Genomic DNA, 18,697 nt, shown 5'->3' with positions numbered 1-18,697 from the left:
GTTACAAGTTGGTAAGGATGCGGATGGTTGATTGCTGTACGCTGATTTCTGCCGTATTTTCCGCATCTTGACTGCTTCGCCAATTCCGGCCGCTCCCTAACGTCCGCGTGAGTTTCAAACGTGTTCCATTCATTTTTCCCAAATCCGAAACTGTTCTTCACGTCTGCCATCTTGTGGACTGCTGTGTGTATTGCCATGTGGTATGCAGGCGCAAACGGCTGGGGTGCAGCTATCGGCTTACCTCCGCTTGCCGATGGCGAAAGCCCTGTAATTGGAGTGTCCCTTTTCTGGTCCACACCGTTTTTGTGGTTTTATATTTATTACACCGCCGTGGTTCTATTGTTTACTGGTTTTTGGTTTCTTTACCGTCCGCATCGTTGGCAGATGTGGTCAGTACTGGGATCAGCGGTGATCATTTTCGCTACCTATTTTTCTGTACAGGTTAGTGTTGCCATCAACGCGTGGTACGGTCCGTTTTATGACCTCATTCAACAGGCTCTTTCACGCAGTGCGCCTGTGACGGCGGAACAGCTGTATCTGGGCATGTTGGGGTTCGCTGGGATCGCGTTCGTCGCGATCACTGTGGGAGTTCTGAATTTGTTCTTTGTTAGCCATTATATTTTCAGATGGCGGACAGCGATGAACGAATTCTATATGGCTAACTGGGATAGGTTGCGACATATCGAAGGCGCATCTCAACGTGTTCAGGAAGATACGATGCGTTTCTCTACGACAGTAGAGAGCCTTGGTGTCGGGTTGGTTAGAGCATTGATGACCTTGATCGCCTTCCTGCCCGTTCTTTTTACGTTGGGAAAAAATATTACAGAGCTGCCTATCATTGGCGAACTGCCTCATGCTCTGGTCTGGGCTGCTATTTTCTGGTCATTATTCGGAACTTTTTTCCTTGCATTGGTTGGTATCAAACTTCCCGGGCTCGAGTTCCGAAACCAGCGTGTTGAGGCAGCCTACCGCAAAGAACTTGTGTACGGGGAAGACCATGAAGACCGCGCTCAGCCTGCGACTGTCAGCGAACTCTTTGCTAACGTACGCAGGAATTACTTCCGTCTTTATTTTCACTACATGTACTTCAACGTGGCTAGAATTTTCTATCTGCAGGCGGACAATCTGTTCAGCTTGATCGTGCTAGTGCCGTCGATTGCGGCAGGCAAGCTGACGCTTGGATTGCTGACGCAGATAAATAATGTGTTCGACCAAGTTCGTGGCTCATTCCAATATGTCGTTAATTCTTGGTCGACCATTGTCGAATTGATGTCGATCTATAAGCGTTTGAAAGCTTTCGAAGCAGTGATTGAGGGTGAAGCCCTGCCGGACATTGATCAGCGCTATCTGGAGCGTGAAGCTGCAGACGGTGAAATGGCTGCCAACCGGCCGTAAACCCCTCAAGAAAAAAGAAAACCCGCCAGACTGGCGGGTTTTTTATGTCCTGGTGTTGGCGTATTGAACTGCCGACGTATCGTGTCCAAGTCAGAAGGAAGAACCCGCGGTCGATTTTTCAACGGGTGCGGCAGCCTTCAAGGTTTCCATGTAGCTGGCGTAATTAACGCAGGACACATCCTGCATTTTGCAGACTTCCCGCAATACACGCTCATAGGCATTCCAATAGGCGCCACCATTCATTTTCACGAAGTGGAAGCCCATTTGCAGGGGAATGCGCTCGCCATTGTATTGTTTGTCGAAAGCGGCGCGAAACGCCTTATAGGCGCGCTCCTCGAATTCCGCAGCCTTGGACGGTGTTTCCACGCCGACGGAATGGCGCACAAACAGATTATAATCCATGGAAATGATCGGGCGGCTGTTCGGTCCTTCGGGGATCAATGGCAGACCAAAGCGGGTCATGCCATCCTTGGCCGTAACAGGATATTGCGGGCCTTTGGTCACAAGGCTCGCATCATAAATGAAACCGTGTTTCTTTTCGGCTGCAGTCAGGCCATCGCTTTGCGAGAGGTAAGGGGCACGGAAACCCTTGATGTCGGTTTTGGCAAATTCCCGCCAACCTTGCGGCTCGGCATCTTTTTTGCCAATCATCTCCCACGCGTTTTCAAGCGTTTTGCTGAACGTCTCGAATTCAGCTTCCCAGTCGGCTGCCGTCCAGTCCTTGCCATCAAAGTGGCCGCAGGCGTGGCTGGCTATTTCATGGCCTTCCTGATGGGCCTGCCAGATGTTGTTGAGGCGGGTTTCCACCTCCTGAACAGTCTGGCCGAAACCGACATTCGAGCGGCCGAGTTTTTTGCCCGGTCCCTTGTAGGTCGCCTTGCCGGTTTTGTAGTCCATGATGAGGGTACATGACAGGAAGTAGGTAAATTTTGCACCAGTCTCGGCTGATGTCGCGCGGCTGCGGTCCCACAGCGAGTTATCGCCTGCGCCATCGAACGACACGATGACAAATTGCTGGCGCGGCTGTTCCTCAGCGAGTGCCGCAGATGAGAAAACCGAACAGAGAAGCGAAGCAGCAAGGATTTTACGCAACATTTCAGGACCAATCGACATGCATGTTCTAAAGGCGCGGGCGAAGTCGCCCATGTTTTGAAGCAGGAGAAAAACTGCCGTGATATGGCCTTGTGCCGCCGGAATAAGGCGAACCTTTGAATTGTCTGGCATTTTTGTGATTTTCTTATAGCAAGGTCGTGGTAACGATCTCAATTATCCGGCTGAAACGCCGCTTGTTTTCGAGGATTTTCCCATGCTGCTGCTCGTACTCTGTCTTTGCTTGTTCTTCGCCACCCACCTGGTGCGCATCGTTGCACCGGGCTTTCGGGATGCCGCAATTGCCGGATTGGGCGCTGGTGCTTGGAAGGGACTTTATTCCGCTGCCAGCGTCATAACGCTTGTGCTGGTGATCTATGCTTTCGGTCAGGCCCGGCAGGTCACAGGCATGCTGTATTATCCACCGGTCTGGATGAGCCATATTGCGCTGACGCTGATGTTGATCGCGATGATCTGTCTTGTGGCAAGCCTTCTTCCGCCGGGGCACATTGCAACCAAGACTAAACACCCGCTGGTTCTTTCGGTCAAAATCTGGGCGCTAGCGCACCTGCTTGCCAATGGCGAAACATCGTCGGTCATTCTGTTTGCAGCGTTTCTGGCTTGGGGTGTGGTGATGCGTATTGCGCTGAAACGGCGGGAGCGGGCAGGTCTGCTGGTGCGCCCGGCCTTCGTTTCTGCTCGCTATGACCTGATTGCCGTGGTCGGTGGAGTTGCACTTTGGGCGGCATTTATATTCAAGTTGCACGAATGGCTGATTGGCGTTCAGCCGCTTGCGCTTTAAAATCTATGTACTGATGAGGCGTCACTGACAGGAAAGTGACGCTTTCCCCCTTACATAAAAGGCAAAATGCGCTAGAAGGCCGAACAAATGCCTGCGGTTCAGTGCCCGACAGGCAAGTTTCAGCGTGAAGTCATAACCGTTCATCCTTCTCGATGGATATCGATGCGGATATGCGGCTACGGAGAATTCGATGGCAAATGAAAATGACACCTTCATCCGCGAAGTGAACGAGCAGCTTCGTTCGGAGAAGATGACGAATTTCTGGAGCAGATACGGCATCGTTGTTATTGGCGGCGCGGTATTGATTGTGCTGGGAACTGCGGGCGCTGGTATTTACGAATATTGGAACAGCAACCGTGCCTCCAACTCCGGTGACCAATTTATCGCTGCTATGAAGCTGGCTTCTGAAAACAAGCCAGATGATGCACTGGCAGCACTGGCTGCACTTGAGACGGCTGGCCACGGTTCCTACCCGGTTCTGGCCAAGTTCCGCTCGGCAACCCTGCAGGCCCAGAAGGGCGACGCAACGGCTGCTACCGAAGCGTTCACCGCCATCGGCAATGACACATCTGCTCCGCAGGTGTTCCGTGACGCTGCCAAGATCCGCGCCGCATGGCTGCTGGTCGACAATGGCAGCTATGATCAGGTGTCTGCTCAGGTTGAGGTTCTCTCTGGCGAAAGCCAGGCGTTCCGCAGCTCGGCACGCGAGGCTCTTGGTCTTGCCGCCTATAAGGCGGGTGATTTCGTGAAGGCCAGAGACTGGTTCCAGCAGATCACCACCGACGCACAGGCACCGCGCAATGTTGCCAACCGTGCCCAGATCATGCTCGATAACATTGCTGCTTCCGGCAAGGCGCCGTAAGAAACATATACCCCAAGGAAGAACGCACCATGAGCTTCACCGTCGCCATCGTAGGGCGCCCCAATGTCGGAAAGTCGACGCTTTTCAACCGTCTGGTTGGCAAGAAGCTGGCGCTTGTGGACGACACGCCCGGCGTGACCCGCGACCGCAGGCCGGGTGCAGCACGGCTTGATGATCTGCGCTTCACGATCATTGATACCGCAGGTCTTGAACAGTCCGGCCCCGAGACACTGCAGGGTCGCATGTGGGCACAAACCGAGGCTGCGATCGAAGAGGCGGACCTGACGCTGTTCGTGGTCGATGCCAAGTATGGTTTGACACCGGCAGACGAAACCCTGGCAACCATGCTGCGTCGTCGTGGTAAACCAGTTGTGCTGGTGGCCAACAAGTCTGAAGCGCGCGGTTCTGATGGTGGCTATTATGATGCCTTCACTCTGGGCCTTGGCGAACCGACCCCTATTTCCGCTGAGCACGGCCAAGGCATGCATGATTTGCGCGACGCGATCATCGAAGCCATAGGCGAAGACATGGCCTTTCCGTCTGAAGACGATGAGGCGGAAACCGACGTTGTCATTCCTCGCTCCGAACGCGGTGAAGACGAGGACGAAGACGAAGAAGAGCCGGTTTACGATGAAACCAAGCCGCTTCGCGTTGCGATCATCGGCCGCCCAAATGCCGGTAAATCGACACTTATCAACCGCTTCCTCGGTGAAGACCGCCTGTTGACTGGTCCGGAAGCCGGCATTACCCGCGACAGCATCTCTGTCGAGTGGGACTGGCGCGGACGCAGCATCAAGATGTTTGATACGGCTGGCATGCGCCGCAAGGCCAAGGTTACGGAAAAGCTGGAAAAGCTGTCGGTTGCCGATTCCCTGCGTTCCATCCGTTTTGCCGAAACTGTGGTGATCGTATTCGATTCCACCATCCCATTTGAAAAGCAGGATTTGCAGCTTGTGGACCTCGTTATTCGCGAGGGTCGTGCAGCGGTGCTGGCATTCAACAAGTGGGATTTGGTTGAAGACCCCCAGGCCTATCTTGCCGACTTGCGTGAAAAGACCGAACGGTTGCTGCCACAGGCACGCGGTATTCGCGCTGTTCCAATGTCCGGCCAGACTGGCTACGGGCTTGACCGGTTGATGCAGAATATTGTCGATACGGACAAGGTATGGAACCGCCGTATCTCGACAGCAAAGCTCAACCGTTGGCTGGAATCGCAGACCACGCATCACCCACCGCCAGCCGTTTCTGGCCGTCGTCTGAAGCTGAAATACATGACGCAGGTAAAGGCCCGTCCACCTGCTTTCATGATTTCCTGCACACGACCAGAGTCGATCCCAGAATCCTACACGCGTTATCTGGTCAACAACCTGCGCAATGACTTCGACATGCCAGGCGTGCCGATCCGTGTGCATTACCGTGGTTCGGACAACCCGTTCGAGAACAAGGCCAAAAAGAAGCGGTAATCTGCCGCTTCATTTAGCTTCAGACATGCCAGACAATTAGTGCCATCTGCGGGTTAGACCCGCAGATCAGTGGTGGTTTGATCCATGGCAATGACGAAACCCCGGCAAAGGGCCGGGGATGATGGTCGTTCAGACTGACCGTCCCACTCTAACGGAAGACAAGACATGCTGATCAAGCAGAGCGACTATCACCGGATTTACCGTGTCATCAACAGCCTGCTGATTAACGAAAATGCCAATCCGGCATCCGCATCAATGTATTTCAGCACCTTTGGTGCGTTTATTCTTGAGCAGCAATTCAAGGTCAAGGCCAAACCCAAAGGCGGCCTTGCTGCCTTTAATCTTGGTGGGACGATGCTGTTGTTTGCCGACCATCGTGAAGATGGTTACGTGACTGGCGCTGGCGAAAACTTTCACTGCTGGGTTGAGGCCGATGGCTGGGTGATCGACTTCATGTCTCCGGCATTTAGCCAGGCCGCGCCAGAACTGTCTTTGCCTTCCAAGATGTTTCAGCGGCCGCTGTCCGCCATGGCGCAGTCGATCAACGATCTCGGCCAATCCGGGGACTTCTTCTTTCAGTCGGAACCGGATGCAACGACCAAGCGCTTCGCTGACTGGCATAAACATGCGATGATCGGTGATCTCGCCAGCATCGCCGCAACATGGTTCAGAAAATCGCCCAAGCAGATGCAGACGTCGATTTCTACCAAAAATCATAATGGTGAAACAAACACCATTCCGCTGTCTGGGAATGCGCTGACCGGTGCCTGGTGATGCCTGTAATTGGAGCGCCGTGGATTTGTTCACACGGCGCGATCGTCTCGATCTCTGGCTTAAGCGGGAAACAGACCGCCATCATCCGTATCAATCGTGATGTTCAGCGTCACATGACGTGGTCTCGTCACGGCAAAGAGCACCGCTTCCACTACATCACGGCTGGTTCCGCGCTCACCCTTTTGGCGCTCTGCCGCCTGCTGCCAATCGTCCTGATCAGGGCGTGCATCATCGAGGTATGGCGGGTGAACGGCGATCGAGCGAATGCTTGTGCCAGCAAAACTCTGCCGGAAACCATCAGCCAACGCGGTCTGTCCGCGCTTGGCTGCATAAAACGGTACCGACACACTCTGCAGTGCGGCATTGGGCAGGCCGCTAATTGACCCTATCGTGACGACATCTGGTCTGTCTGAGCTTTCCAGGCGTGGCAACAAGCCTTGTGTGAACAGAAATGTGCCTGATATTGCCGCGTTGATCGTGGTCAGTACGGCATCTGCGGCGTAAGGCGTATCGCTGCTTTCCAGCCACATGGCACCGTTGTTGATCAGAATATCGACCTTGGATGTGCGTTCAGTGATCTCTGTGACCGCGCGGCTTACACTGTCAGAATTGGCAAGATCAAGCACGACAACTAAAGGGGGCGTGCCGCCACGCTTTGTGATGATGTCGGCCATGTCTTCAAGGTCGGCAAGACGCCGGCCACAAAGCACCAGATCACAACCGGCATCAGCAAACGCAAGTGCAAAGGCCGCCCCCAATCCTCGTGCTGCGCCGGTGACAACAACGGTTTTTCCTTGGAGGTCTTTCATATGCATGGCCCTGTTTTTATTACGCAATCAGCTACGGTTCTCTATATAGGGCCGAGCACATGAATTGCTACATGCTGCACACATAACAAGGGCGTTTAGAAAACGGAGCTTCAAAGGGAGTAAATTAAGTTGGACGGCCATCGTGATCTCGTGGCAGCCGCCTGACGTCAATCAGCAGCCCGACCCCGTTCTCAATAACGGCAGTCGCGTCCAGCCCGTCTTGTGACAGCCCGCAAGCGTTTCGTCCAGCACTTCATTTCGCAATCTGCTGACAGGCGATCCTAGACCGCCGGCGTTGCTCGAAAATCTGGAAGGCAATTGTTGGCGGCAGCCGTGACGTTGTCCAGAAACTGCCTGGATGCCTTTTCCCAGGAATAGGTTCTGGCAAGTGCTATGGCGTCCTTTGACGAGCAATCCAGCGCATCCAGGCAGGCCTGCCGCAGATCGCGGTTCAGGGCACCAGCCTTGGAATTGGGGCCGATAATATCGATTGGGCCGGTGACCGGATAGGCTGCAACCGGCACGCCGCTGGCCAGTGCTTCGAGAATGGTATTGCCAAAGGTATCTGTTCTGGATGGGAACACGAACACATCAGCCTGCGCATAGGCGTCGGCCAGGTCTTCACCTGTCTTGGTGCCGGTGAAGTGAACGTTTGGGAATTGTGCCTGAAGATCAGCGCGGGCTGGGCCATCACCCACCACCACCTTGGAACCGGGCAGGTCGAGCTTCAAAAAGTCCGGCAGGTTTTTTTCAACGGCGACACGACCAACGGTCATGAAGATCGGGCGCGGCAGATCAAACGGCGCGTCGCGTCGCTGGCGTGGGTGAAATTGCGCCAGATCGATGCCGCGGCTCCAGCGCTTGAGATTGCGAACGCCGCGATCTTTCAATTCGTTTTCAAGGCTTTGTGTGGCCACCATGCAGGCATTGCCACCATTGTGGAACCAGCGCACGAAGGCATAAAGCCAGCTTTCCGGCACGGGAAAACGGGCTGCCACATATTCCGGAAAACGGGTATGGTAGCTGGTGGAGAAGCGCATATGGTTCTTGATACACCAGCGGCGCGCCAGAAAACCAAGCGGGCCTTCTGTTGCGATATGCACATAGGATGGCTGGCTTTTTTCGATTTCCTGCGCAACGTGGCGGTAGCTTGTGACCGACAGACGAATTTCCGGATAGGTCGGGCAGGGCACGTTGTGAAAGCTCTGCGGTGTGACCATGCACACCTCAACACCCATGCGCTGTAACTCCGCATTGGTGTTTTCAATCGAGCGGACCACACCGTTGACCTGCGGGTGCCAGGCATCCGTGACAATGGTAATTCTCGTCATTGCTGCGCCGATCCTGTTTTTACCCGCGCTTGCGAATCCGCCTGCGGGATTTAATCCCTCTATGGCGTGCGCGTGTTACAGGATCATGTCAGGGCAACGGCAGGCTTGTTAGCCCATGAGAGGCAGCAGATCAGGGCTTATGAGGGCGCCGTGATGGCCAATAACGGTTGCTGCTGCCTTGGCGGCAAATGCCGCCGCATTCTGAGGTGTCGCGCCGGACAGGAGACGTGCCAAAAAGGCGCCGTTGAAGCTGTCGCCAGCGCTGGTCGTGTCAACGACATCGCTGACCTCATGGGCGGGCGCGAAGCTGCGTACGCCCTCGAAGTCCAGCGTCGCACCTGCTGCGCCATCCTTGACCACGATGTTTGCAACGCCGAGGCTGCGATAGCGCTCAATCGTTGCTTCAACCGATGCGTCACCAAAATTGGTGGCTTCGTCATCAAAGCTTGGCATGACCATGGAGGCGGCGCGTGCGCCATCGGTGATTGTCTGCAACATCACATCTTTGTTGGCCCACAGGCGCTGACGGATGTTGGGATCGAAGGCGACGATCTTGCCCGCCGCACGGGCGCGGCGCAGTTCGGACAGGAATGTTTCGACATGAGCAGGGGTTGCCAGAACCGCCAGCGTAATGCCTGAGAAGTATATGAGGTCGGCGGCGTCCATCGTGCGGCGCAGGTGGTCTGCATCTGCGGCAAGCTGCCGGGCTGCGGACATGCCGCGCCAGTAGCTGAAGGTGCGCTCGCCATTCTTGAGGTTGATCAGGTAAAGGCCGGGTGTGCCGCCGGGAATGCGGGTTACCGCGTCAGTGCCGATATCGGCCTGCTTGATGAAGGCCAGCATCTCTTCGGAGAGTGGGTCGTCACCCAGTGCTGTGAAATAATCGACCGACCAATCACGGGACAGACAGGCGCGGGCATACCATGCGGTGTTGAACGTATCTCCGGCAAAACCTTTGCGCAGCAGATTGTCGCCAGCTTGCGAGAGTTCCACCATGCATTCGCCGATTGAAAGAAAACGTCCGCCCAAAACCATGTCCTCCCGCATATGTTGAACGTGTGGCCATTACGATGCCTTGGCCCGGCTGACAAGGGCAAAGGCATTTTCTTGCGGCCTCTGCGTTGTTCAATCTTAAGTGTGGTTTACGGATCGGAGGCGCGCCTATATCGTTACCCTCACTATTTCAGGGAGCCTTTTCATGACGCAACCGAATACCTCCGCTATCAAGCCCGTTATCAATGCAGACTGGTGGAGGGGAGCGGTTATCTACCAGGTCTATCCACGGTCTTTTCAGGACACGACCGGCGACGGTTACGGTGATCTTCCCGGCGTGACGAAGCGGTTGCCCTATATTGCATCTCTTGGTGTCGACGGTATCTGGCTATCGCCATTCTTTACCTCGCCCATGGCGGACATGGGATATGACGTTTCCGATTACCGCAACGTCGACAAGCTTTTCGGCACGCTGGATGACTTTGATATTTTGGTGGCCGAGGCACACCGTCTTGGACTGAAAGTGATCATCGATCAGGTGATATCCCACACGTCCGACCAGCATCCGTGGTTTGTGGACAGCAGAGCCAGCCGGACGAACTCCAAGGCGGACTGGTACGTATGGGCCAATCCGAAGCCGGATGGCACTGCACCCAACAACTGGCTGTCAGTGTTTGGCGGACCAGCATGGGAGTGGGACGGCGTTCGCAAGCAATATTACATGCACAACTTCCTAACCTCGCAACCTGACCTCAATTTCCATAACAAGGAAGTGCAGGATGCCTTGTTGGACACTGTCCGGTTTTGGCTGGATCGCGGCGTTGATGGCTTCCGTCTGGACACGGTGAATTATTATTTTCACGACAAGGCGCTGCGCAACAACCCGCCGCTGGATGAAGAAGGCGCTTTTGGTCTGGATGCGCCTGATGTCAATCCATACGGCATGCAGAACCATCTCTATGACAAGACCCAGAGCGAGAATATCGAGTTTCTCAAGCGGTTCCGCACGCTGCTGGACCGCTATGACGGCCGCATGACGGTGGGTGAAGTTGGCGACGGTGCGCGGTCACTCAAAACTGTGGCGGCCTACACATCCGGCAATGACAAGCTGAACATGTGTTACACCTTCGACCTTCTAGGCCCGGATTTTACCGCTGAGCACATTCGCAACTCGGTCGATGGTTTCCACAAGGCTGTGACGGATGGTTGGGTGTGCTGGGCCTTTTCCAATCATGATGTCGTCAGGCATGTCAGCCGTTTCACCGAAAGCGGTGCGGAGCGCGAGCATATTGCCAAACTGGCATTTTCGGTGCTGGCCAGCCTTCGCGGTTCTATCTGCCTTTATCAGGGCGAGGAACTCGGTTTGACGGAAGCCGAACTTGCCTTTGAGGATTTGCGTGACCCCTATGGCATTCGCTTCTGGCCGGCATTTAAGGGCCGGGATGGATGCCGCACACCAATGGTCTGGGAAACAGGCAGCCCCAATGCCGGGTTCTCCACGGCGGAAAAGCCGTGGTTGCCGGTGCCCTATGATCATGGTCTGCTGGCGGTGGACGGGCAGGAGCGCAAGCCGGACACGGTGCTGCATCATTACCGGGAAACGCTGGCGTTCCGCAAAAGCCATGGTCCGCTGATTGATGGTGACATGACATTCCTTGATAGCAATCAGGATGTTCTAGCATTCACCCGCAGCAAGGCCGGCGAGAGCCTGCTTTTCGTATTCAACCTGACGCGAGAGCCGATCGATTTCCTGCTGCCGAAAGGCGTCGTGGTGAAAGATATCCTGCCAATGCCCGGTTTCTCCGCAACGCTGAACCAGCAGGTCGTCAAGCTGGATGGGCTGGACGGTTTTTCTGCGCTGATCGCTTGACGGAGGTGAGCGAAGGCAACTTCGCTCGACCCTTTAAAGCAGCCCATTCATATGAGGGCGAATTTATCCACGTCGACCATGCCCTTGTCTGAAATCTTCAGGTGAGGGATGACCGGCAGAGGTAGGAATGCCACCTGCAAGAACGGCTCTTCGAGCGTGGTGCCAAGTGCGTAAGCCGCCTGGCGCAATGTGTGCAACGTGTCGCGCACGCTTTCATACGGTTCGAGGCTCATCAGACCAGCGATAGGCAAGGCAATTTCGCCGGTGACCTTGCCGTCCGCGACCACAACAAAACCGCCCTTGATCTCACCCAGTCGGTTGGCGGCAAGCGCCATGTCGTCTTCATTGACGCCAACCACGCAGATATTGTGGCTGTCATGACCGACCGTAGAAGCGATCGCACCGCTCTTCAGACCAAATCCCTGCACGAAACCATTGGCATGGTTACCGTTCTTGCCGTGGCGCTCGATAACAGCGACCTTGATAATATCCCGGTCAAGATCAACGGCCGTCTGATTGCCGCTGGAGGGCAGGCGGAAACGGCGATGTTCGGTGATGATCTTGCCCGGCATAACGCCGATGACGGGTGTTTCACCTTCGCTGACCGGCACGCCAAAATGTGAAGCCAGAACATGCCTTGCCTTCACGCTATCCAGACCGACGGGTTCAATTGGTTTACGGGCATCAAACAACGCGTCGGATACCCGCCTGCCGGCAGCAAAGACCATTTCCGCCTTGCAGTTTTCAAGGCTGTCCAGGACCACCAGATCGGCGCGCCACCCGGGTGCGACGAGGCCGCGGTCGCGCAGGCCGAAGGCGCGCGCTGCGGAGATAGAAGCCGCACGGTAGATCGCCAGAGGCTCAATGCCATGGGCAATTGCCGTGCGGATCATATAGTCCAGATGGCCCTGCTCGGCGATGTCTAGCGGATTTCGGTCGTCGGTGCAGAGCGCCAGATAGGGCGACAGGCGTTCGGTGATGATGGGCATCAAGGCGTGCAGGTCCTTGGAGACGGAACCCTCGCGCACAAGAATGTGCATGCCTTTGCGGATCTTTTCCAAAGCCTCAGGTGCATTGGTGCATTCATGTTCGGTTCGAATGCCAGCCGATAGGTAACCATTCAGCGCGGTGCCAGACAGAAGCGGGGCATGGCCATCAATATGCTGGCCTTGAAAGGCTTCGAGCTTTGCCATGCAAACCGGGTCTTTGTGGATGACGCCGGGGAAATTCATGAATTCGGCGAGGCCGATGACCTTGGGATGGCTGCGGAACGGCAAAAGCCGTTCGATCGGCAAATCCGCACCTGCGGTTTCCAAATGGGTAGCCGGCACGCAGGATGATAACTGCACGCGGATATCCATGACCGTCTGCAGCGCTGAATCCAGAAAGAACTGAATGCCTTCCGTGCCCAGCACATTGGCGATTTCATGCGGATCACAGATCGCTGTTGTCACGCCATAGGGCAGCACGCAGCGGTCGAATTCATGCGGTGTGACCAGTGAGGATTCGATATGCAGATGTGTATCGATGAAGCCTGGGACGACGATCTTGCCGGTGATGTCGATTTCCTGTTTTCCGACATAGTCGTCGCAGGTGCCGACGATGGTATTGCCGCAGATCGCGATGTCTGAGGCCACCAGCTCACCGGTGACCAGATCGAAAAAGCGGCCGCCTTTCAGAACGATATCTGCCGGTTGGCGGCCTGTGCCCTGATCGATCCTGTTTTCAAGAGTAGCAGTCACGGCAGCCTCATCTGTTCAAAAAATATGGATTCTCAAACTAGAACAATTCCTTAAAAAACAAAACCGGGCGCTTTGCAACGCCCGGCTTTTCTGTGTCGTAAGTGACGAAAGTTGCAGCTTATTCAGCTGGAACGATCTTGCCACCTTCCCACTTGTAGAGCGAGAATGCCTGCGAGGTCAGGTCACCAGCTTCACCGTAGGTCACGGCGCCGATTGCTGTTGCAACAGGTTCACCCGACTTCAGGGCTGCGGTAACTGCTTCGGAATCTTCCGCGCTACCAGCCTTTTCGATGCCTGCCTTCAGAACTTCTACTGCAGCATAGGCGTTCAGGGTGAATGCTTCCGCAGGAATGTTTGCAGCAGCAAGCGCATCAGCTGCAGTCTTGGAGTCTGCATTCTTCAGGGCATCAGCAGCGTTGGTGAAAACGGTGCCAGCAGCTGCTTCAGAGCCGATGTTCCAGAACTCGGAGTTGGAGAGGCCGTCGCCACCGATTACGGTGATCTTGGCGCCAGCGTCGTTGATCTGACGAACCAGCAGGCCAGCTTCAGGGTGATAACCACCGAAGTAAACCACATCAACCTTTTCAGACTTCAGACGGGAAACGAGCGCGCTCAAATCCTTTTCGCCTGGTGTCAGGGCGTCATCGAACACTTCCGTTACGCCACCGGCGTTCAGGGTCTTCTTGAAGGAGTCTGCCAGGCCCTTGCCGTAAGCGCCCTTGTCGTTCAGCACGGCAACGCGCTTGTCCTTGAGGTTCTTGATGACATAAGCAGCTGCAACTTCAGCCTGCTGATCGTCGCGACCGCAGGTGCGCAAAATGTTGGTGAGACCACGATTGGTCAGGTCTGGAGCCGTTGCAGTCGGCGTCACCATCAGGATGCCGTTTTCAGCAAAGACGTCAGATGCTGGAATGGCAACGCCCGACGTTACAGGACCAACGACAAAACGAATGCCTTCAGCAACCAGCTGGTTGGCGGCAGAAACGCCCTGCTTTGGTTCGCCGGCATCGTCCGCCAGCTTGAGCACGACTTGCTCACCGAGAATGCCGCCCTTCTTGTTGATCTCGTTCACGGCAACCTGTGCGCCGTTCTTGACCTGCTCGCCATAAGCGGCAACCGGGCCGGTTAACGGGGCGATGAGGCCGATTACGATTTCTGCATGCGCCAGAGGCGCGAAGGCGAACGAGGCGGCGAGAGCGACGCTTGCCAGTAGCTTAGTTTTCATGTGCTGTCTCCTTGGGGTGGGCTTTTCGCCCGTTTGTGGTCTGGACGGTTTTTACGCCACCAGACGTCGGTCGCTCCGTTCATTTTTGCGTTCGGCAGCATCCGGTTCGCAGTCTAGGAAATTAGACCACGATTCCACAAGGCATTTCGTGCCGATTATTGTTTTGTTTGTGGTATCTTGGACAGCTTCTTTCGTCGGCTCGACACGATAAATATTCCCATGCAGCCTCTGGTGTTTGAACTGAAATGGACCGATATTTCAGTGATGAGCCAAACCACAGACGATTTCCTTGAAAAGCTGCCTGTTATTCTCGATTTCGAGGATGTGGCAGACGCGTCCCTCTACTTGCCATTGCCAGATGGCTGGGCGCTTGCGGTTGCTGATATTATCGACTCTACCGGGGCAATTGAAAGCGGGCGCTACAAGGCCGTCAACATGGCGGGTGCAGGCGTCATCTCGGCCATCGCCAACGTGCTTGGCAAGGCCGACCTTCCATTCGTGTTTGGTGGCGATGGCGCCGTGGTTGCAATCCCGCCCGACGGTCTTGATCAAGCGCGGGAAGCGCTATCTCGTGCCCAAAGCTGGGTGCGTGACGATATGGATCTGGGATTACGTGCAGCACTGGTGCCGGTGTCAGAAATCAGGGCGAATGGTCTTGACGTACGGGTCGCCCGTTACCGGGCCAGCGAACATGCGACATATGCTATGTTTTCGGGCGGCGGTAATAGCTGGGCAGAAGCCCGCATGAAGGAAGGGCTTTATACGATTGAAGCTGCCGCCTCTGGTTCGCGGCCGGATTTGACCGGGCTTTCCTGTCGCTGGAACCCGATCAAATCCAACCACGGTCAGATTGTTTCTATCATTGCCATTCCACACCCCAAAGCTGACCCAACCGCCTTTCGCAAGCTGGTGGCGCGGGTGGTGATGCTTGCCAATGAAGATGGCAGAGGAGGGCATCCTGTGCCCGTGGATGGGCCGGAGCTCGGTTTTGTGCGCGAGGGGCTCGGCATGGAGGCGCGGGCGCAATCCGCTCAAGGCGATCTGACCGCGCGGCTGCGGCACTCCCTGTCTATTCTGGGCCAAGTTTTTCTGGTGCGTGTGCTTTATGCCTTCGGGGCATCGCTGGGACGCTTTAATGCGGAAAACTATAAGCGAGAAGTGGCCAGCAATACCGATTTCCGTAAGTTCGATGACGGGTTGAAAATGACTGTGGATGTCTCGGTATCCAGTCTCGCTCGTATAAAGGATACGCTAAAGCAGGCGGCGGACGACGGCGTTTGTTATTACGGTATGCACGAACAGGACGCAGCGTTGATGACTTGTATCGTGCCAACTGCGCTTAGTCACGATCACATGCATTTTGTCGATGGTGCTTCAGGCGGTTACGCCACGGCGGCAAGCCGCCTCAAGGCGCAAATGGCTTAAATGGCGTAAATCCACTGGCGTTGAGGCAAGGCAGCCGTCAACCGTGACTATGACCTCACGTAACGTGAAGTAAAAAATGTGATTTATATCGATTGAAATGAATATTTATTCTGCGTTAGGCTATAAATGACAAAAGCGGCCATTAAAAATGACCGCTTTCATCGAAATACACTTATTTGGCGCAATTATTTTGCAGACTTCTTTCACAAGAAAGCTGCAATGTTCGCGCTATCATTCAGGCGGCAGACTTGCTGCTCTGCGGCTGACAATAAATCTCTTCAAGCGAAGCCAGGATTTTCTTCACAGCTTCAGACGAGCTGGAATAGTAGATCGTCTGTGCGTCGCGACGGGTTTTAACCAGCCTCTGTGCACGCAGCTTGGAAAGGTGCTGGGACAGAGCGGACTGGCTAAGGCCAACCTGTGTTGCCAAAACACCAACGGGGACTTCACCTTCGACAAGGCTGCAAAGGATCATCAGCCGCTTTGGGTTTGCCATTGCCGACAAAAGCCCCGCAGCCGCGTTGGATTGCTCTGAAAGAGATTGGGTATTCATATGCGAGGCTCTCCTGCGAACGCGTCACGTTGGCTTATTAAATTTGATGTGCCCAATTTAGCAAGATGGACACAATGTTGTATATACCTAAATCTAAGGTATAGGACCACTTTATTAGTTTCGTTTTATATTATCATGTAAAAATAGTTTATCAGCAAATTTTGTTAAGAAAACGTACTCTATTTGCCGGTTTCGGGCTTGAAAATGCCATTTTTTGCTGGGTTTGCCGGTTTCATCCGGTGCGGTGTACAAATTATGTGATTTTTCCAGCTAGGTCATTTCATCTACTGAAACGTTACAACTGCGAATTTTTGCGTATATTCTTTTTATTGATGATAAAAAAGACATGTCACATATTCCACAGAGCGCCGCGTCCTGATGTGGAATCACCTGCGAATCAGTGTCACGCCGTTAGCGATTACGGTGCCGTGTCAGTCCGCTCACCACATCATCTGCTGATATCGTGCCAATGATGGCGCCGTTTTCAACCACGCCAATCATGCCCGGATGTTTGCTCAAAGCGTCGAGAATGTCGATGAGCGGAACGGAGGCGCGCGCCGTGCCGGAAATCGAACGTTTGCCTGTCTGCTCCGATATGCCCGGCTTCATGATGTCACCTGCGGTGAGCATCGAGATCGGGTTCATGTTCTGCACGAAGTCGGCGACATAGGAGGTGGCCGGATTTTTGACGATTTCCTGCGGTGTGCCGCACTGGATGATGTGGCCACCTTCCATCATGGCAATACGGTTGCCGATACGAAATGCTTCGTCGAGATCGTGACTGACAAACAGGATGGTCTTTTTCAAGCGGCTCTGGAATTCGAGCAGTTCATCTTGCAGGCGGCTGCGGATCAGTGGATCGAGAGCGGAAAACGGTTCGTCCATCAACAGAATTGGTGCGCCTGTTGCAAAGGCGCGGGCAAGGCCAACACGCTGCTGCATTCCACCGGAAAGCTCGCCAACCTTGCGGTTTGCCCATTGTTCAAGCTTGACCAACTCAAGCTGCTCGGCGACGCGCTGTTTGCGTTCTGCTTCCGGCACATTGGCCAGTTCCAGACCAAAGCCGATATTATCTGCAACATTGCGCCAGGGCAGCAGGCTGAACTGCTGGAACACCATCGACACCGTGTGCGTGCGTAACGCGCGCAGTACGCGAGGCGATGCCTTGTAAGGATCGACATAACCATCGTCGGTGCGAACGCTGACATTGCCGCGCACGACCGGTGCCAGGCCGTTTACGGCGCGCACCAAGGTGGATTTCCCCGAACCAGACAAACCCATCAGGACGAGAATTTCACCTTCCTTGACGCTCAGCGAGGCATTGGCGACGCCCAGCACAAGACCTGTTTCGCGGTTGATCTGGTCACGACTTTTGCCGCGGTCGATCAGGGGAAGGGCCTTTTCCGGTTTGTCACCAAAGATGATATCGACATTGCCGAAGATGATTGCGTCACTCATGCCTCGTCCTCCGAGCCTGGAAGGCGAAACAGACGGTCGAGAATGATCGCAAGGATCACGATGCAGAGACCGGCCTCAAAGCCCATGGCAATATTAACGGTGTTCAATGCGCGGACGACGGGAACGCCAAGGCCGTTGGCGCCCACCAGTGCTGATATGACCACCATGGACAATGACAGCATGATGGTTTGCGTCAGGCCGGCCATGATCTGCGGCATGGCAAAAGGCAGTTCGACCTTGCGCAGCACCTGCGCCGGTGTCGCGCCGAAGGCGACGGCCGCTTCAACCAGGGCAGGCGGCGTCGAGATAATGCCGAGCCGGGTCAGACGAATGGGGGCCGGAATGGCAAAAATGACTGTAGCGATCAAGCCGGGCACCATGCCAAGCCCGAACAGGATCAGCGCCGGAATAAGATAGACGAAGGTCGGGATGGTCTGCATGAGGTCCAATGCCGGACGCAGAATGACGTAGAACCATTTGCGACGGGCGGCGAGAATACCGAGCGGCACACCGATGCTCATGCAGACAACGCTTGCGGCCAGAACCAGTGCAAGCGTCTCTGTGGTGGCTTTCCAGTAGCCGAGATTGACGATCAGCAGCAGTCCGAGCGCCGTAAACAGCGGTACGCCAATCGAACGGCGCACCCAACAGGACAGCGCGGTGATGATGGCAATGATCAGCAACGGATGCGGCGCCTGTAAAACAAACAGCAACGCGTCAACGACGCTCTTCAGGATGAAGGACAGCCAGTCAAAAAAGAAAGCCAGATTTGTCGTCAGCCAGTCGATCGCGTCTTTTGCATAACGTCCGACAGGAAGACGGTTTTCAGATGCGCTGATCCATTCCACAGAAAGACAGCCTTTCGTGATAAAATATCTTATAAAAACCCGGCCATACCGCGATGGC

16 protein-coding genes are annotated in these 18,697 nt (G+C 54.9%); 7 read left to right on the top strand and 9 right to left on the bottom strand.

The features are described 5' to 3' along the window. The first annotated feature begins 120 nt into the window (after window positions 1–120). A complete protein-coding gene (sbmA, locus tag PYL13_RS13975; protein WP_275641724.1) occupies window positions 121–1,395 on the top strand; it encodes a bacteroid development protein BacA in 1,275 nt (424 codons plus the stop codon). 90 nt (window positions 1,396–1,485) lie between these two features. On the opposite strand, the gene PYL13_RS13970 is transcribed toward sbmA, so the two are convergent. Then, a complete protein-coding gene (locus PYL13_RS13970) occupies window positions 1,486–2,490 on the bottom strand; it encodes a polysaccharide deacetylase family protein (protein WP_275642039.1) in 1,005 nt (334 codons plus the stop codon). A gap of 211 nt (window positions 2,491–2,701) precedes the next feature. On the opposite strand from PYL13_RS13970, the gene PYL13_RS13965 reads away from it, so the two are divergent. The 4 genes from PYL13_RS13965 to PYL13_RS13950 all read left to right on the top strand — a co-directional run bounded on the left by PYL13_RS13965 (window position 2,702) and on the right by PYL13_RS13950 (window position 6,385). Next, on the top strand, window positions 2,702–3,286 hold the full coding sequence (locus PYL13_RS13965; protein WP_275641723.1) for an NnrU family protein: 585 nt from the start codon (window positions 2,702–2,704) through the stop codon (window positions 3,284–3,286). Window positions 3,287–3,476: 190 nt separating this feature from the next. Beyond that, a complete protein-coding gene (locus PYL13_RS13960; RefSeq protein WP_192488360.1) occupies window positions 3,477–4,148 on the top strand; it encodes a tetratricopeptide repeat protein in 672 nt (223 codons plus the stop codon). Between the two features lie 29 nt (window positions 4,149–4,177). Continuing rightward, window positions 4,178–5,611: a ribosome biogenesis GTPase Der gene (gene der / locus PYL13_RS13955; RefSeq protein WP_259143640.1), complete on the top strand. Its 1,434-nt coding sequence runs from the start codon at window positions 4,178–4,180 to the stop codon at window positions 5,609–5,611. A gap of 165 nt (window positions 5,612–5,776) precedes the next feature. Continuing rightward, window positions 5,777–6,385, top strand: coding sequence for a DUF2026 family protein (locus tag PYL13_RS13950; RefSeq protein WP_275641722.1), 609 nt, complete (start codon window positions 5,777–5,779; stop codon window positions 6,383–6,385). 59 nt (window positions 6,386–6,444) lie between these two features. On the opposite strand, the gene PYL13_RS13945 is transcribed toward PYL13_RS13950, so the two are convergent. The 3 genes from PYL13_RS13945 to PYL13_RS13935 all read right to left on the bottom strand — a co-directional run bounded on the left by PYL13_RS13945 (window position 6,445) and on the right by PYL13_RS13935 (window position 9,554). Further along, entirely contained in the window at window positions 6,445–7,194 is a 750-nt protein-coding gene (locus tag PYL13_RS13945) for an SDR family oxidoreductase (RefSeq protein ID WP_192488363.1), read from the bottom strand. Between the two features lie 281 nt (window positions 7,195–7,475). After that, complete coding sequence (locus PYL13_RS13940) at window positions 7,476–8,525, bottom strand: bifunctional monoglucosyl/glucuronosyl diacylglycerol synthase (RefSeq protein WP_275641721.1); 1,050 nt, start codon at window positions 8,523–8,525, stop codon at window positions 7,476–7,478. Between the two features lie 108 nt (window positions 8,526–8,633). Continuing rightward, window positions 8,634–9,554, bottom strand: a complete 921-nt coding sequence (locus PYL13_RS13935) for a sugar kinase (RefSeq protein ID WP_275641720.1) — start codon at window positions 9,552–9,554, stop codon at window positions 8,634–8,636. A gap of 169 nt (window positions 9,555–9,723) precedes the next feature. On the opposite strand from PYL13_RS13935, the gene bglA reads away from it, so the two are divergent. After that, complete coding sequence (gene bglA, locus PYL13_RS13930; RefSeq protein WP_275641719.1) at window positions 9,724–11,388, top strand: beta-galactosidase BglA; 1,665 nt, start codon at window positions 9,724–9,726, stop codon at window positions 11,386–11,388. 47 nt (window positions 11,389–11,435) lie between these two features. Here bglA and ade read toward each other — a convergent pair whose 3' ends face one another. Then, a complete protein-coding gene (gene ade / locus PYL13_RS13925) occupies window positions 11,436–13,130 on the bottom strand; it encodes an adenine deaminase (protein WP_275641718.1) in 1,695 nt (564 codons plus the stop codon). Between the two features lie 118 nt (window positions 13,131–13,248). Then, on the bottom strand, window positions 13,249–14,355 hold the full coding sequence (locus PYL13_RS13920) for a branched-chain amino acid ABC transporter substrate-binding protein (RefSeq protein WP_275641717.1): 1,107 nt from the start codon (window positions 14,353–14,355) through the stop codon (window positions 13,249–13,251). Window positions 14,356–14,619: 264 nt separating this feature from the next. Here PYL13_RS13920 and PYL13_RS13915 point away from each other — a divergent pair, with 264 nt between their 5' ends. Next, on the top strand, window positions 14,620–15,780 hold the full coding sequence (locus PYL13_RS13915) for a DUF3095 domain-containing protein (RefSeq protein ID WP_441296666.1): 1,161 nt from the start codon (window positions 14,620–14,622) through the stop codon (window positions 15,778–15,780). 235 nt (window positions 15,781–16,015) lie between these two features. Here the strand turns inward: PYL13_RS13915 and PYL13_RS13910 are convergent, their stop codons facing one another. From PYL13_RS13910 to choW, 3 genes are all read right to left on the bottom strand, one after another. Continuing rightward, window positions 16,016–16,333, bottom strand: a complete 318-nt coding sequence (locus tag PYL13_RS13910; RefSeq protein ID WP_192488369.1) for an ArsR/SmtB family transcription factor — start codon at window positions 16,331–16,333, stop codon at window positions 16,016–16,018. 411 nt (window positions 16,334–16,744) lie between these two features. Beyond that, a complete protein-coding gene (choV, locus tag PYL13_RS13905) occupies window positions 16,745–17,791 on the bottom strand; it encodes a choline ABC transporter ATP-binding protein (protein ID WP_192488370.1) in 1,047 nt (348 codons plus the stop codon). Then, window positions 17,788–18,672 (bottom strand): choline ABC transporter permease subunit, encoded by an 885-nt coding sequence (choW, locus tag PYL13_RS13900; RefSeq protein ID WP_250982397.1) that lies wholly within the window; start codon window positions 18,670–18,672, stop codon window positions 17,788–17,790. The genes choV and choW overlap by 4 nt, the downstream gene beginning before the upstream one ends. Window positions 18,673–18,697: the final 25 nt, after the last annotated feature.

It is taken from the genome of Agrobacterium sp. Azo12, from assembly GCF_029193765.2.
In the GTDB taxonomy this organism is placed as follows: Bacteria; Pseudomonadota; Alphaproteobacteria; order Rhizobiales; family Rhizobiaceae; genus Agrobacterium.
This window is presented reverse-complemented; position numbering and strand designations above follow the sequence as displayed.